A 15,322-nucleotide genomic window follows, 5' to 3' on the forward strand; every position below is an offset into this window, starting at 1 on the left:
GCGCTCCAGGCCGGCGCCGCGTGTTCGCTTCCGCCGGGCGCCAGCGCATGAGTGTGGATTGGGGGGTTTTGACAATATCGTGAGGGGGATGTTACGCAAGGTGAAGGATGAATCGGTCTTCAACTCCGGCCCTTCCCCGCGTCGTGCCCCTGACCCCTCGTGGGCAGCGTACCCGAGAGAAGCTGCTGCGGGCGGCGGAGACGCTGTTCGGCGACAAGGGCTACGAGCACGCCTCCATCGCGGACATCACCCGCGAGGCGGAGGTGGCGTTGGGGACGTTCTACGTCTACTTCCCCGACAAGCAATCCATCTTCGTGGAGGTGGTGGACGAGCTGGGCGCGCGGCTGCGCCGGCTGCTCGCCGAGTCGGTGGCGCGCTGTGAGGACCGGCTGGCGGTGGAGCGCGAGGGCCTGCGCACGTTCTTCCAGTTCGCCAGCCGCGAGCGCCACCTGTACCGCATCGTGCGCCAGGCGGAGTTCGTGGATGAGGCGTGCTACCGGCGCTACTACGAGCGCTTCGCCCGCGGCTACGTGTCCGGGCTCAAGCGCGCCATGGACGCGGGCGAGGTGCGGCGGATGGATCCGGAGGTGCTCGCCTACTGCCTCATGGGCATGGGGGACTTCCTGGGCATGCGCTGGGTGCTCTGGGAGGGGGACTCGGGGCTGGAGCACGTGCTGGACACCGCGATGGCGCTGCTGCGCCACGGTCTGGACGCGCGCTCGGCCGGGGCGCCCGCCCCCGAGAAGAAGCGGACGCGCAAGCCCCGCGCCTCCCGGAGCAAGACGTCATGAGATACGCCCACATCCTCTCCACGGGCCGCTACGTGCCCGAGCGGGTGCTCACCAACGCCGACGTGGAGCGCGTGCTCGGTGAGCCCGTGGACGAGTGGCTGCGGCACAACGTGGGCATCGAGCAGCGCCATGTGATGGCGGATCACGAGGTGACGTCCGACCTGTGCGTGCACGCGGCGGAGCAGGCGATGCGGCGCGCGGGCGTGACGCCGGAGCAGGTGGATCTCCTCGTCATCGCCACCGACACCCCGGACTACCTCAGCCCGGCCACGGCCTCGGTGGTGCAGGCGAAGCTGGGCGCGCGCAACGCGGGCACCTACGATCTCAACAGCGCGTGCGCGGGCTGGGTGACGGCGCTCGACGTGGCGAGCAAGACGATCGCCGCGGACGACAGCTACCAGCGCGTGCTCGTGGTGGGCGCGTACGGGATGAGCCGGTTCGTCAACTGGAAGGACAAGCGGACCTGCACGCTCTTCGCGGACGGCGCGGGCGCGGTGGTGCTCGGCGCGGGCGACACCCCGGGCTTCCTCGGTGCCCGGTTGCTCGCGGCGGGCGAGTACCATGACGCCCTGGGCATCTACACCGGCGGCACGTACCGGCCCGCCACCTCGGAGACGCTGGCGCTCACCCAGGGCCGGCCCGCGGTGCAGTTCCTGCGCAAGTTCCCCGCCACCTTCAACACCGAGCGCTGGCCCCTCCTCCTCCAGCAGGTGCTCGGACGCGCCCGGCTGACGCTCGACGACGTGGATGTGTTCATCTTCACCCAGCTCAACCTGCGTGCCATCGAGGCCACCATGCAGGTGCTCGGGCAGCCCATGTCCAAGACGCACTGGACGATGGACAAGTGGGGCTACACCGGCTCGGCCTGCATCCCGATGACGCTGGATGACGCGGTGGAGCAGGGCAAGGTGAAGCAGGGCGACCTCGTGGCCCTGTGCGCCAGTGGCGGCGGTCTCGCCATGGCCTCGGCGCTCTTCCGCTGGACGGCCTGAGCCCCCCCTCGCTCCTGGAGGAACGCGCGCGCCATGTTCATCGGTGACTGGATGGGGCGGGGGGCCATGTACTGGCCCGAGCACACGGCGGTGGTGGACGTGGCCCGGGGAGCCGCTGGCCGCTTCACCTATCGGGAGATGAACGCGCGCGCCGAGGCACTCGCGGGCTGGCTGCGCGACGTGGCCGGCGTGTCCCGAGGGGACCGTGTGGGGATGGTGGCCCTTAATTGCGTGGAGTTCCTCGACGTCTTCTTCGCCTGCGGCAAGCTGGGCGCCCTCTTCGTTCCCTTCAACTGGCGCCTGCACACCCAGGAGCTGGCGGAGCTGGTGCGCGACACCGGGCCGCGCGTGCTCTTCTTCGGCGGCGAGTTCGCTCCGGCCCTTGAGGCGGTGAGGCGGCAGGTGGGCGGCGCCCTGACGCTCGTCCACCTGGACGGGCCGGGCGTGGAGGACAGCCACGCGTACGCCGGGGCGCTCGCGCATGTCCCGGCCACGAAGGTGACGAACGAGGCGGTGAGCGAGGAGGACATCCTCTGTTTGCTCTTCACCGGGGGCACCACGGGCCGGGCCAAGGGCGCGCGCATCAGCTACCGGATGGTGGCGTGGAACACGCTCAACACGCTGCTCCACGAGCTGCGCCCCGGCGACATCACCGTGACGCACACGCCCATGTTCCACACGGGCGGCCTGCTCGTGTACACGCTGCCCCTGCTCACCTGTGGCGGCACCGTGGTGCTCATGCGCCGCTGGGACGCGGACGAGATGCTGCGGCTGGTGGAGCAGGAGAAGGTGACCTTCTTCTTCGCCGTGCCCACGCAATACCAGCAGATGCACGACGCGCCGCGCTTCCGCTCGGCGGACCTGTCCCACGTGCGCTTCATGACGAGCGGCGGAGCCCCCCTGCCGGTGCCGCTGCTCCAGGCGTGGCAGGACGTGCACCGGGTGCCCTTCAAGCAGGGCTTCGGGATGACGGAGTTCGGCCCCGGCATCTTCAGCATGGGCTCCGAGTTCGCCGAGTCCAAGGCGGGCTCCATCGGCCGGCCCAACTACTTCGTCGACGCGCGGCTGGTGGACGACTCGGGCCGGGACGTGCCCGAGGGCGCCACGGGCGAGCTGCTCCTCAAGTCGCCCGCCATGTGCTCGGGCTACTTCGAGGACGCGCGCGCCACGGCCGAGGCCATCGACGCGGACGGCTGGTTCCACACGGGGGACCTCGCGCGCCGCGACGCGGACGGCTTCTACTTCATCGCCGGACGGAAGAAGGACATGTTCATCTCCGGCGGGGAGAACGTGTACCCGCTCGAGCTGGAGACGGTGCTCCACGAGCACCCCGCCGTGCGGACGTGCGCGGTGGTCGGCCTGCCCGACGAGAAGTGGGGCGAGGTGGGGTGGGCCTTCGTGGTGCTCGAGCCGGGCGCGCACGCCACCCCCGATGAACTGCTGGAATACCTGCGCGGACGGGTGGCCCGCTACAAGGTGCCCAGGCAGGTGGAGTGCGTGGCGTCCCTGCCCATGTCGGCGGCGGGGAAGATCCTCAAGCGCGAGCTGCGCGAGCGGGCCCTCGCGGCCCAGGGCCGCTGAGTACCGCCGGCGAGGCCCCATGAAAAAGCCCCGGTCACCCGAGAGGGCAACCGGGGCCGTCGCGCTTGCCCGTGCTCCGCGTCAGTCGAGCGAGCCGAAGTGCGCGGACATCTTGTTCCACACCGCCGGGGTCACGCCCATCTCCAGGTGGCCGTAGGCCATGCCCTCCTGCTTCGCCGAGGCGCTCTTCTTGGTCGTGGTCCAGCCCTGGGTGAGCTGATCCACCGCGGCGATGCTCGCCTCGAACAGCACGCCATCACCGCGCACCGAGCAGGTGGTGCACGTCATGCCATCCGTCTCGTAGCGCGCGTCGGTGCTCGCCCCGTACGAGTTGCCATACAGCACGTAGAGCGAGGGCAGGCGCGAGTCCAGGCCGCGCTCGGACAGCCGGGTGATGAACTTGCCCCCCATCTCCTTGGCCGCCGCGATGCCCAGGCCGTGGATGATGCGGTACTTGCCGTAGTTCAGCGAGTCATACGCCTCGCGGTTCTGGTTCGTGTTGTACGCGTGGTACGCGAAGCAGGGGCTGCCCACCGGGTCATACGCCGTCGTCTTGCATTGGGGATGGGTGCTGTCCAGGTAGCCCGCCGCGACGTAGATGTTGTACGGGTTGTAGACGAGCTTCTGGGAGACCCACGAGAAGTAGCGCGACTCGTCCGGGTCCACGCTCGACCACGTGGAGGAGGAGCGGTCTGGGATCGGGTAGGTGCCGCGCAGGTCATCCGCCGTCTGCAGCTGGCCCACGTAGGCGCTCACGTACTTGCCGCTGTCGTTCACGCTGCCGAACAGGCTCAGGTTGTACTCGTCGAAGCTGAACGAACTCGAGGACAGGCCCTGGCCCACGTTCAACGCCTGGAGCGTGCTGCTCGACACGGGCTTGCCCGTGGAGTCCAGGCCCGTGAGGTTGGACACGTAGATGCGGCGGAAGTAATCCAGCCAGGTGCCGCCCGCGCCCTCGCACACGCTCTCCGCGTAGGGGTTGTTGTACCAGGGCACGTCCGTGCCCCAGGTGACGCACTGGAAGGCGGAGAAGTACGTCCACGGCATGGGGCCGCGGCCCACCGGCGCGTTGGACGAGGTGCTCGCGATGGTGAGCGTGTGGATGGGGTGGCGGAAGTTCAGGTCGATGCCCTTGTGCGGCCCCGACAGCGCCACGTAGCTGCGCACCGAGTCGTCATACGCCGGCACCGCCTTGGCCTGCTCCGCCGCGAGCCGCTCGAAGAAGCGCGTGGTGCTGAAGCCCGTCCACGTGGGCGCGTTGGTCAGCCACGCGTCCACCGACAGCACGCCCTTGCTCCACGCCACCACGTCCACCCGCGCCACCCCCGCGTGCAGCGCCTTGATGCGCTTGACGGCGTTGGACACGTGGATGGCCTGGTTGAAGTTGTCCCCGTGGAAGTTGCCGAAGGTGAGCGCGTACACGCAGCGGTTCTTGGCCTCCAGGTCCTGCACGAAGCCCGTCACCTGCGCCGCGCCCCCATAGGCGCTCCCCGTCCCATCGTTGCCATTGGGGAACAGCCACACGTTGGCGTCCTGGATGGCGCCGTGCACCAGCAGCGTGGGCGTCAGGTTCACGTTGCACGTGCGCGCCGCCGTCTTGCGGCCCTTGTGCAACAGCGCGAAGCGCGCCTCGGGCCGCGTGGGCCCCGGCACCGGGCAGGTGCTCCCCGCCGCCGTGGCGCAGCTGTTCTGGTAGTACAGGTTGAAGGCGTCCACGAGCTGCTGGTTGAGCGAGCCGTAGTACGTGCGCAGCGGATAGTCGGACGACTGGTAGGTGTCCTGCGAGCGCAGCTTCTCCGTGCGGCGGTTGTAGTACTCCCCGCGGAAGAGCTGCTGGCCCTCGAGCAGCTCGATCTGCCCCCAGGACCAGCTCGGCGGCGTGAGCGTGCCCACCACCCGGTAGGTGTTGGCCGGAGCCGCGTTGGTGTCGAAGTAGGGGGCCAGGTCCGCGGGCGGCGCGGCGGTGGCCAGGGGCGCGTACAGCAACGCCAGGGTCGGGAGCGACAGCTTCCACGTCGGGGTCATACACACTCCTTGAGGCTACGGCTGGGGGGCACGGGGGTAGGGGGGCTTCAGGGGCTCGTCAGCGGGCGTGCTCCTGGAGGAAGGGGAAGACGACGCGCTCGAACTCGCGAGGGCGCTCCACGTGCGGGCTGTGGCCCGTCTCCGCGAACACCTCCTCGTGGAAGCGTCCGCCCCGGGCCGCGTAGCGCTCGAGCAGCCGGCGCGTCTGGCTCACCATGGGCTGTGGCGGGTACTGCTCCTCACCGGGCCAGCCGGGAATGAAGCCCAGCTTGCCGAGGTAGCCGAAGTCGAACAGCGACGTGTCCGAGACGATGACGTCGTCCGTGCCGCGGATCCACAGCACGTCCGGCCGGGGGGAGATGTCCGCGAAGGCCGAGAGGTTGAAGTACTTGGGCGAGAACGAGTTGTTGATGCCCGTGTCGCCCGGGGCCACGCCGGGCCAGTGCGCGCTCTGGGAGAACGTGCCCGGGTAGTGCACGTCCGACACGCGCGTGGAGAGCACCGAGTCGAGCATCGCCTCCTCGTCCTCCATCTTGAACGGAGGTTTCACGTAGCTGCCCGTCAGCACCACGCGCGGCGCCGTGTTGCCCTCGGCCGAGCGGTCCTTGTTCTTCAGCCGCTGCGTGAAGTCCGGGTTGGCCGTGCCGCCCCCCGAGCCCGCGAAGTCATCCCAGCAGGGCGTGCCGTCCACGTCGCGCGTGCCCCCGAATCCGAAGGGCGAGATGGGCGCCTCCAGCACCAGGCCCGCCACGCGCTCCGGGTGGTCGATGGCCAGCTGCATCACCACGCCCGCCCCCGCCGAGTGCGCCACGAAGAGCGCCCGCGTCAGCCCGAGCGCGTCCATCAACGACGCCACGTCGTCGCTCGAGTCGCGCATGCCGCGCGTGGCATCGATGGGCTTGGGCTCCGTGTCGCCGTAGCCGCGCAGGTCCATCGCGATGCCGCGCAGCCCCCGCGGCAGGCGCGTGAGCAGGCCCTGGAAGAAGGCCGAGGAGGAGCAATTGCCATGCACGAACAGGACGGGGAAGCCCTCGCCCGCCATGCGCGTGTGCATGCTCAGCCGCTTCGTCTGGATGCTACGGGCCTCCACGGCCCGGGCCTGATCACTCATCTGCGCCGCTCCTCTGGGCTATCTCGTCCCCCCCCGAAAGCACCGCCCGCTCCCTCGTCGAGGTGACGACTGATTCAACTGTCAGATTTGATAGCCCAGAACTTTTGCACGGGTCAAACGAAGGCCCTCCTCGGAGGTCGTTCCCCGGACGTGACGCGACGCGTGATGGGGCGGGGCTTCAGGGCACGACGACACGCCGCAGGTGCGCGCCGAGCCGCGTCACCAACTCGTAGTGAATCGTCTGCGCCCAGGAGGCGAGCGTCTCCGCGTGCAGGTGCTCGTCGCCGTCCACTCCGAGCAGCGTCGCCGTCAACGGCCGCTCGTCGTGGGTGGCTCGTGTCACGTCCACGATGATGTGGTTCATCATCACCCGGCCGAGCACCGCGCACCGGTGCCCGTTCACCAGCACGTGCGCCTTGCCCGACACGAGCCGCGGGTAGCCATCGAAGTAGCCCACCGGCAGCACCGCCACGCGCGTGGCCTCGGAGCAGCGGTGCGTGCACCCGTAGCCGATGTAGCTACCCGCCGACAGCCACTTCACCACCTGGCTCGGACTGCGCCAGGCGAGCACCGGCTTCAAGTCTGGCACCCGCCCCAGCACCAGCCGCGCCGACAGCCGCGTCTCCGTGGAGGGCCAGAACCCATACAGCGAGATGCCCACGCGCTGCGCGTCATAGCGCGCCTGGGGCAGCACCAGCGTCGCCGCGCTCGCCGCCATGTGCCGCTGCAGGGGCTCGTGCACCGGGACGGCCGCGCGCAGCGCCTTCAGCCCGCCCTCGAACGCGTCCAACTGGGCCTGGGCGTACATCTGCTCCGTCACGTCCTCCGTGTTGGCGAAGTGGCTCAGCACCCCCACCACCTGGAGCACGTCCCCCGCCTCGCGCAGGAAGTCCAGCTCGCCCCAGGTGAGCTGCCCTGGCGTGAAGCCCTCGCGGCCCAACCCCGTGTCGACGTGCACGTGCACCCGCAGGGGGCGCTCGAGCTTCGCCTGGCGCAGCGGGGCCACCATCTCCCGCCAGGAGCCGTCGGCCAGCACCGCGTCCACGCCCGCTCGCGCGAGGGCCACGGCCTCCTCGGCGTCCAGCGCGCCGATGACCAGGATCTGCTTGGGCGCGAGGCCGCGGCCGCGCTCGTGGGCCCGCGCCGCCAGCGCGTCCGCCGCGGTGATGAAGTAGAGCAGGTCCACCAGCGGGTGCACGAGCGGCAGCATCTGCGCGAGGCCATGGCCATAGGCATTGCCCTTGAGCACCGCGCCCAGGGCCCGGGGCCCTCCCGTCTCCGTGGCCACCGCGCGCAACGTGGCCACGTTCGCGGCGAGCGCTCCCGCCGACAGCTCCAACCACGACGCCACCTTGCCCGTGCCTCCCGCGATGTCCTCGTGCATCTGCCGCTCGTTCCTCCTGTGCGCCCGTGCGGCGCTCCCGGGTTGTGCGCCAGAAACCCCCGCATTGCACGCGCCATTCGACCAGGCGGGCGGGGAAGGGCATGCCTCGTTCCGGTACCCGCCGCTTTCTGCGACAATCCGCGCCCGTAGCCTTCTCCCCCGTGCCTCCAGCGAGCCCCGGCCATGTCCATCCGAAGGATCGGTCCCAACCCCTTCGTCAACACCGCGAGCCTCATCCAATCCCAGCGGCGCATCGAGCGGGTGGAGAAGCACATCGGTGCCGAGGACACCGAGCTCAAGACCGAGGAAGAGGCGCTGGACGCCCTCAACAATCTGCACCACGCCGAGATGGAGGCCCTCCAGGCCGAGCGGGAGCAGAAGGCGAAGCAGACCGAGTCCCTGCGCGCGCAGCTCGTGCTCCGCGACGGGTATGAGGCCCGCTCCGAGGAGCTGGTGGACCTGACGGGGGGCGCGCGCGAGGCGTACGAGCGGGACCTGTTGGAGCTGCAGGCCCGGGAGAAGGCGAACAAGCCCGGGGTCTCCCTCGCGCACCTGGCGCGGGCCAATGTGTACGAGCGCGTGTCCCGGGAGGAGCGCGCCGCGGCGGAGCGGGCCGAGGCGGAGCGGATCGCGGCGGAGCTCGCCGCGGCCGAGGAGGCCGAAGCAGCCGCTCGGGAGAGCGTCCCCATGCTGGACGAGGAGGCGCCCCCGGAGGAGGCGGAGGAGGTGGACTGGATGGCCGAGGAGCTCGCGATGCTCCAGGACGAGGACGGCGAGTCCGACGATTCCGGCGAGGAGGACGAAGAGGAGGAGTACGTCGATCCCGAGGCGGATTCGTTCCTCGCGAGCCTCGAGGACGTCGAGAACCTGGAACAGGCACCGGCCGAGGATCCTCACGCGGGCAGCTTCCTCGCGAGCCTCGACGACATCGCCCAGCTCGTCCCCGGGTCCAACGCCGAGGCCGATGGAGAGGTCGCGGAGGAGCAATCCGAAGAGTGGGCTTCCGAGGAGGAGAGGGAGGCCGCCGCGGAAGAAGAGGGGGCTTCCGAGATGTCCGCCGAGGCCGGGGAGGACTTCATCGTCGAGGTGGAGGAGGGGCCCGCCGCGCACGAGGACGTGCCAGAGGCCGACGCCGCTAGCGAGCCGGAGTCCCCGTCCGCCGTGATGCTTCCGTTCGATGACGAGGGCGCCGAGGCCATCGCCTCGCCGGAGCCACGACCGGAGGCCGAGGCCGCCGAGGTGCTTCCATTCGATGACGAAGACGCTTCGCGCTGACGCGAGGTCCCGGTCCCATGCGCCAGGTGGTCATCCCCCGAGCCGGTGGTTACGACCGGCTCACGTTCGAGACGCGGCCCGATCCCACGCCCGCCGCTGAGGAGGTGGTCGTCGCCTCGGAGGCCATCGGCGTCAACTACGCCGACTGTGTCGTCCGCATGGGGCTGTACGCGTCCGCCAGGAAGTACGTGGGCTGGCCCATCACCCCGGGCTTCGAGTTCGCCGGGACGGTGCACGCGGTGGGCGCCTCCGTCACGGACCTGAAGCCGGGAGACCGGGTGTTCGGCGTCACGCGCTTTGGCGGCTACTCCACCCACGTCACCGTGCCCCGGCACCAGGTGTTCTCGCTGCCCGCGCGCCTGGACATGGCGCAGGCCGCCGGGTTTCCCACCGTCTTCCTCACCGCGTATTTCGCCCTCTTCGAGCTGGCCCACCCTCGTCCGGGCAACACGTTGCTCGTGCACTCGGCGGCGGGTGGGGTGGGGGGCGCCCTGCTGCAATTGGGGCGCATCGCGGGCTGCCGCACCGTGGGCGTGGTGGGGGCCTCGCACAAGGTGGAGACCGCGCGGGCCCTGGGCGCCGACGTCGTCATCGACAAGAGCCGCGAGGACCTGTGGCGCGCCGCCGAGCGGGCGGCTCCTCATGGCTATGACGTGGTGCTCGATGCGAATGGCGTCTCCACGCTGCGCGAGAGCTACCGGCACCTGGCCCAGCCCGGCAAGCTCGTCCTCTATGGCTTCCACTCCATGCTGCCGCGCCAGGGGGGCCGGCCGAACTGGGTGAAGCTCGCGGCGGATTTCCTGCGCACGCCCCGCTTCAATCCCTTGCAGCTCACGGGCGACAACGCGAGCGTGCTGGCCTTCAACCTGTCCTATCTCTTCGAGCGGCGGGACGTGCTCGAGGAGTCCATGGGCCGGCTGCTCACCTGGCTGGACGAGGGCCGCATCACGCCGCCTCCCATCACCCGCTTCGCGTTCGATCGCGTCGCCGATGCGCACCGGGCGCTCGAGTCCGGTGCCACCGTGGGCAAGCTCGTGCTGGTGCCGTGAGGAGAGGATTCCGGTGACGCTCTCGCGTCTGGCCGATATGTCGGCGGGCGGAGTGGATTCAACAGGCTGTTCACGAGCGAGTCCCAGGGAGACGATGGATGAGCTACGCCGATGCCTGGCGAGAAGACCGGAGACGCTGGAGGTGGTTGCTGCTGTGGGCGCTTGGCTTGCCCGTGGGCTTCACGCTCTTCGTGTTCGGGCTCGGCGGGCTCGTCCTGTTGCTGGAACACCTGCTTCCGCCGCGGCAAGAGGAGTGGCTGCGGGAACTCCTGGAGAAGGGGCCCTCGCCGAATGCGCTCTTCCCCATTGTGATGGCCACGTGGCTGCCGGGGTGCGTGCTTCTGGGGTTCAAGGTGTTTATGTTCGCTTGCCCGCGTTGTGGGGAGTCCTTCTATACGAAAGGATTCACCAGAAACCCGTACACGTCGAAGTGCATGCACTGCGGGTTGCGCAAGGGGGCGGTGGAGTCGTCTGGAGGGGATGACCCACGGAACCGGAACATCCGTGATGCGCGCGGGGAGACTATTGAAGTGGGTTCTGCGCGTATGCAAGTCCCCATCTTCATCGTGGGCGCTGGTGTTCATGCGTTTCATTGCGTTGAAGACGCGGGGCTGTCCTTGGAACCGGCCGACATCGACTCTGAACCCTTCGAGGCCTTCGACAGCACGGGTCTTCGCCTTCGATTCAAGGTGGTCTCGAAGAAGACGCGCATGCTGTTCGGTTTGATGAGCGCGGTCATCGATCATGTCGAACTCGAACCCGCCGAGGATACGCCCATGGGTCAGCAGCGCCTGAGAGAACTGCTCGGCGATTATTTGGAAGGAATCGGCAAGCCGCGTGAGTGGATCCAGCGGCTGTCCCACGACGAGTTGGTTCGTGAGGTGGCCGCATTGACCCTGACCCGAGTCCGATAATGCTACCAGGTCAAGAGTCTTCGATGAGCCCTGCTGAGTTGAAACGCTGGTTGGCCTGCTTGCATGACGCACAGTTGCTCTCGCTTTCGGTGGACTATGCACGCGAGATCTTGGAACTTCGGCTCAATGTCCAAGCTGGCAACCCAGAGGCTGTCTCCGAGGAGGAGCGGGAGTCCTACCAGCCTCGTCGCATGGTGGTCTCGGGGCTTCAGTTCTGTGTCGTCGAGCCTCCTGCTGATTTGTCTCTGCTCAAGGGGTTTGGTCCACCCTTGATCGACAGCGCCGGTGAAGGGGTTCCGCCCACGACCAACTGGTCTTTCCCCGTGGAGAATTCAGCAGTCGTCATGGTGTGGATCTACGTCTCGACGTGGAACTCCTTCATTCGGTTCGCCGGCGAGGCCGTGGAAGTTCATTCGATGAAGACCACATTCCGGTGAGCCCATGAAGCTCGTTGCTCGGATTCCAGGCAGGGAGAAGCAATTCCCACCCAAGACTGCTGCTCTGGAAGAACCCTCGCTCAGTCGAGACTTGCAGACAGTGGCGCTCGAGATTTCAGAAGAGGAGGGGGCCTTCTTCCTGTTCAGCTACGATGCGGCTGGAAACATGATGGGCGACACGTGGCACCAGACTCTTGAGGGTGCAATGCATCAAGCACAGTCCCAATTCGGTGTATCGGCTGGGGCCTGGACTCGTGAGAGCTTTCCTCGGAAGTCGGGCCCCCTGGAATAGGGGAGCGTCAAACGTCCTGGCGTCCTCCCGGTGGCTCCTGTGAGGATGGGCCCCGGCTTCCGAGCCCGTCACCGGCCTCGTCCGATGGGGGGTTGGCGCGTCCGGGGGGGCCGCTGTCACATCCACATATTCAGAGGAACGATGAAGAAGCTCGCAACGATGGTCCTGGCCGGTGCCGTGTCTCTCTCGGTGGGTTGCGCGACCGTGTTCGCGGACAAGACCAACCTCATCCCCATCTCGTCCACCCCGACCCATGCCGATGTCTATATCGACGGCCTCAAGCGTGGGCGCACGCCGCTGACGCTCCAACTGGATCCCCGGCGTTCCTACACGATCGTCTTCAAGAAGGAGGGTCTGGAGGACAAGGTCTTCGACGTGCGCAACCAGGTGGGTGTGGGCTGGGTCGTGCTCGATGTGGTCCTGGGCCTCTGGCCCGTCCTCATCGACATGAGCACGGATGCCTGGTACTCGCTCGAGCCCTCCTCGGTGAAGGTGTCCATGCTGCCGCCCGAAGAGGAGGCCCCGGCACGGGAAGAGGCTCCGGGCGTTCCCCAGCAAGGCGTGGAGCAGGGCGAGGGTGCCGAGTCACCCGCGGAGTCCCCTTCGGAACGCTGCAAGAACCTGGAGGGCAGCGAGGAGTGGAAGAAAGCGTCCGCCATCCAGAAGAAGAAGCTGCTCGACGAGTGCAGGCGTCAGCGGAGCGCGCAGTAGTCGGCCCGTGCTGCCGGAGGGCCCACGCGGGGCCTCCCGCTTGAGGCGAGCGTCTGGCCTCGCGGGTCCGAATCGGGGACAGTTCCAGTCGGCGGGGGGGACGTGGGGCGAGGCCGGTACACCCACGCGCCGCCCTCCATTCGGAGGACTGTCTGATGAGTGGACGCATCAACCTGTTGGCTCCCGAGGTCCGGGCCAATCCCTATGTCGTTTATGCCGAGCTGCGGCGCCATGCGCCGGTGTGCCAGGTGGACCCCGGGGGGTACTGGGTCATCACCCGCCACGATGACGTGGTGGCGGCCTTCAAGAATCCCCAGCTCTTCTCCAGCACGGGCATGGGCATGGCCACCAAGCCGGCGTGGCTGGGGCACAACCCCTTCTCGGACTCGATGATCGGACAGGATCCGCCGCAGCACACCCGGCTGCGCAACCTGGTCAACCGGGCGTTCGGGCCCCCGGTGCTCGCCCGGCTGGAGGGGCGCGTGCGCCACTACGCCGAAGCCATCGTCTCGCGCATCCCCGAGGGGCGGGAGGTGGACTTCGTGGATGCCTTCACCCTCCCGCTGCCCGCCAGCGTCATCGGCGAGCTGCTCGGGCTGGAGCCCTCCCTGCACGCGCGCTGCAAGCGCTGGGCGGACGACCTCACCAGCATCACCGCCAACCCCCAGGACGAGAAGCGCCGGGAGGAGATCCGCGCGGCGGTGCGCGAGACCGAGGCGGAGATGGCCAAGGTGCTGGCCCTGCGCCGCCGTGAGCCCCGCGAGGATCTGGTCACGGATCTGCTCCAGGCGCGCGTGGACGGCCAGTCCTTGAGCGACGCGGAGCTGATGAGCTTCATGTTCCTGCTGTTGGTGGCGGGTCTGGAGACCACCATCCACCTGCTCGGCCACTCCGTGCGCGTCCTCATGGATCGTCCGGACGTGCTCGCTCGCTTGAGGGCGGATCGCTCGTTGCTTCCCCGCTTCATCGAGGAGGTGCTGCGCTACGAGCCGCCCGTGCAGGCCATGGGTCGGCTCACCACCGCCGAGGCAGAGCTGAGCGGAGTGCGCATTCCGGCGGGCGCGAAGGTGATGCTGCTCATCGGCTCGGCCAACCACGACGACACGCGCTTTCCGGGCGCGGACCGCTTCGACATGGATCGCGAGGGGGTGAACAACCTGCCCTTCGGCCACGGCATCCACTTCTGCCTGGGCGCGCCGCTCGCGAGGTTGGAGGCCCGCCTCGGCCTGGAGGCGCTGTTGTCTCGCTTCGAGCGCCTCACGCCCGCGGGTCCCCTGGAGTGGAATCACTCCTTCACGGTGCGCGGCCCCCGTCGCCTGCCGGTGATAGCGCACGGGTCCGCGTAGCACCCGCCCCCCGCTTCATGCGTGCTCCCGCGCTGTGTCATGGGAGGTCGTCTCGAGGGTCTCCTCGAGCAGGCGCCGCACCTGGGGAGCGAAGCGGACGTGCGCGAGCCGCCAGCGCTGATGGGGGCGCAGCCGCCGCAGGGTATAGGCCAGCTTGCGGCGGGTGTGCTCGCGCGGGAAGTAGCGGGCGAAGCCGGAGGCGTTGAGCGAGAAGAAGGAGAGGGCGTCCGCGTCGTTGAGGAGCGCGAGGTCCTCGTCGTGCTCGGGGCGCTCGTGGCGGCCGATGAGCCAGCGCACGCGCTCGCGGGTGTCCGGAGCGATGCCCACCTCGGTGAGCAGTGCACAGGCCATGTCCGCGCCCCGGGAGGCGTGGGCGTCCTTGAAGGACTGATAGTCCCGGGCGTGGTGCTCCACGCGCTGGTCGGCCTCGGACAGCAGGCGCTCCACGTCATGGAAGAGGGCGGCGATCTGCAGGGCGAGGTCGGCGCGTGGGGCGAGCCGCAGCACCCACTGCCAGGTGTCCAGCGCGTGCCGGTGATCGGCGACGACGAGCGGCTTGCTCAGGTCGTGCAGCGCCAGGTGCCGCGCGAGGAGGGTGTCGAAGAGTGCTCCCTCGGATGCGCTGTTGCGGCGGCGCACGAGGCCCTGGTAGCGGGTGAGGATCTCCAGCGCGGTGGTGGCGAGTGCCTCGCTGGGTGCGCCGGTGAGGTGCAGGGCGAGTCCTCGCGCCTCTCCACACGTCCTGGAGGGGCCGAAGACGTGCTCGTCCCAGTCGAACGGATCGAAGCCGGGCGCACGCCAGGCCTGGGCGTCCAGCCACAACACGTTCGCGTCGCCCGCCTGCTCCAGGGGCCGCACGGTGAGGGTGGGAAACTCCGTGGTGAGCAGGGCGAAGGCCCCGCGTGGGGGGTGCATGGCTTCGCCGGGCCGGAGTCTGGAGTCAGACAGCAAGAGCTGTCGCAGCATCGTGTCCCCCGTGTGGGTCGGCACCTGATGACGTGGCAAGTTGCGGTCGTGATCGCGGAAAAACCAGGGGGACTCCCATGGCCCTGGAGGTCAGTGTCCATGAGAGGGTTTCCGCTCAGCAGCGGGGGAGCGTGGCGTCGGCGGGGCAATTCCAATCGGCCTGACAGCAGACGCTCCCCTCCCCACAGGGAAACTGACACGTCTCCACCCAATCACAGGGGTGCTGTTCGGTGCGGTCCGCGCGGGGCGCGGAGGACTCGTCGAGGGGCTCGGGGGGAGTGCACTCCCGCGCGCCAGGAGGACATGGCGGTTCGTGCTGCCACGCCATTCCCACGGGTGCCTCGATGAGGATGCCCCCGATGAGGATGCCCACCACGGCCAGCAGACCGAGTCGCCGTGCCATCATGACCCACACCTCCGTGATGCCGTTCGTCACCCACCAACCCGG

The 15,322-nt window shown here is 68.8% G+C and carries 14 protein-coding genes; 9 read left to right on the forward strand and 5 right to left on the reverse strand.

The genetic code is table 11. From position 1 onward, the window contains the following. Positions 1-107 precede the first annotated feature (107 nt). The 3 genes from F0U63_RS01475 to F0U63_RS01485 are packed head-to-tail and all read left to right on the forward strand — an operon-like array spanning position 108 to position 3,364. Complete coding sequence (locus F0U63_RS01475; RefSeq protein WP_395842913.1) at positions 108-791, forward strand: TetR/AcrR family transcriptional regulator; 684 nt, start codon at positions 108-110, stop codon at positions 789-791. Continuing rightward, a complete protein-coding gene (locus tag F0U63_RS01480; protein ID WP_395842915.1) occupies positions 788-1,783 on the forward strand; it encodes a 3-oxoacyl-ACP synthase III family protein in 996 nt (331 codons plus the stop codon). The genes F0U63_RS01475 and F0U63_RS01480 overlap by 4 nt, the downstream gene beginning before the upstream one ends. A gap of 33 nt (positions 1,784-1,816) precedes the next feature. Then, positions 1,817-3,364: a long-chain fatty acid--CoA ligase gene (locus tag F0U63_RS01485; RefSeq protein WP_395842917.1), complete on the forward strand. Its 1,548-nt coding sequence runs from the start codon at positions 1,817-1,819 to the stop codon at positions 3,362-3,364. A gap of 81 nt (positions 3,365-3,445) precedes the next feature. On the opposite strand, the gene F0U63_RS01490 is transcribed toward F0U63_RS01485, so the two are convergent. The 3 genes from F0U63_RS01490 to alr all read right to left on the reverse strand — a co-directional run bounded on the left by F0U63_RS01490 (position 3,446) and on the right by alr (position 7,884). Next, positions 3,446-5,389 carry an esterase/lipase family protein gene (locus F0U63_RS01490; protein WP_395842919.1) on the reverse strand — a complete coding sequence of 648 codons (1,944 nt, stop codon included), beginning with the start codon at positions 5,387-5,389 and terminating at the stop codon, positions 3,446-3,448. A gap of 58 nt (positions 5,390-5,447) precedes the next feature. Then, positions 5,448-6,500: an alpha/beta fold hydrolase gene (locus F0U63_RS01495; protein ID WP_395842921.1), complete on the reverse strand. Its 1,053-nt coding sequence runs from the start codon at positions 6,498-6,500 to the stop codon at positions 5,448-5,450. Between the two features lie 178 nt (positions 6,501-6,678). After that, positions 6,679-7,884, reverse strand: a complete 1,206-nt coding sequence (gene alr, locus F0U63_RS01500) for an alanine racemase (RefSeq protein WP_395842923.1) — start codon at positions 7,882-7,884, stop codon at positions 6,679-6,681. Positions 7,885-8,067: 183 nt separating this feature from the next. Between alr and F0U63_RS01505 the strand changes: the two genes are divergently transcribed. The 6 genes from F0U63_RS01505 (at position 8,068) to F0U63_RS01530 (ending at position 13,908) form a co-directional block, all read left to right on the forward strand. Next, positions 8,068-9,159, forward strand: coding sequence for a hypothetical protein (locus tag F0U63_RS01505; protein WP_395842925.1), 1,092 nt, complete (start codon positions 8,068-8,070; stop codon positions 9,157-9,159). 17 nt (positions 9,160-9,176) lie between these two features. Then, complete coding sequence (locus tag F0U63_RS01510; RefSeq protein ID WP_395842927.1) at positions 9,177-10,208, forward strand: medium chain dehydrogenase/reductase family protein; 1,032 nt, start codon at positions 9,177-9,179, stop codon at positions 10,206-10,208. A gap of 98 nt (positions 10,209-10,306) precedes the next feature. Next, positions 10,307-11,122 carry a hypothetical protein gene (locus F0U63_RS01515; protein WP_395842929.1) on the forward strand — a complete coding sequence of 272 codons (816 nt, stop codon included), beginning with the start codon at positions 10,307-10,309 and terminating at the stop codon, positions 11,120-11,122. Between the two features lie 23 nt (positions 11,123-11,145). Next, the gene (locus tag F0U63_RS01520) at positions 11,146-11,559 is read left to right on the forward strand and encodes a hypothetical protein (protein WP_395842931.1); all 414 of its coding nucleotides are present in this window, start codon (positions 11,146-11,148) and stop codon (positions 11,557-11,559) included. A gap of 433 nt (positions 11,560-11,992) precedes the next feature. Beyond that, positions 11,993-12,562 (forward strand): PEGA domain-containing protein, encoded by a 570-nt coding sequence (locus F0U63_RS01525; RefSeq protein ID WP_395842933.1) that lies wholly within the window; start codon positions 11,993-11,995, stop codon positions 12,560-12,562. A 155-nt stretch (positions 12,563-12,717) separates the two neighbouring features. Then, complete coding sequence (locus F0U63_RS01530; RefSeq protein WP_395842935.1) at positions 12,718-13,908, forward strand: cytochrome P450; 1,191 nt, start codon at positions 12,718-12,720, stop codon at positions 13,906-13,908. A gap of 15 nt (positions 13,909-13,923) precedes the next feature. On the opposite strand, the gene F0U63_RS01535 is transcribed toward F0U63_RS01530, so the two are convergent. Together F0U63_RS01535 and F0U63_RS01540 are read right to left on the reverse strand one after the other, a co-directional pair. Then, positions 13,924-14,823 (reverse strand): DUF4202 family protein, encoded by a 900-nt coding sequence (locus F0U63_RS01535; RefSeq protein ID WP_395842937.1) that lies wholly within the window; start codon positions 14,821-14,823, stop codon positions 13,924-13,926. Positions 14,824-14,989: 166 nt separating this feature from the next. Further along, positions 14,990-15,280 carry a hypothetical protein gene (locus tag F0U63_RS01540; protein WP_395842939.1) on the reverse strand — a complete coding sequence of 97 codons (291 nt, stop codon included), beginning with the start codon at positions 15,278-15,280 and terminating at the stop codon, positions 14,990-14,992. Between the last annotated feature and the right edge of the window lie 42 nt (positions 15,281-15,322).

This window comes from Cystobacter fuscus, from assembly GCF_044360685.1.
In the GTDB taxonomy this organism is placed as follows: domain Bacteria; phylum Myxococcota; class Myxococcia; order Myxococcales; family Myxococcaceae; genus Cystobacter; species Cystobacter fuscus_C.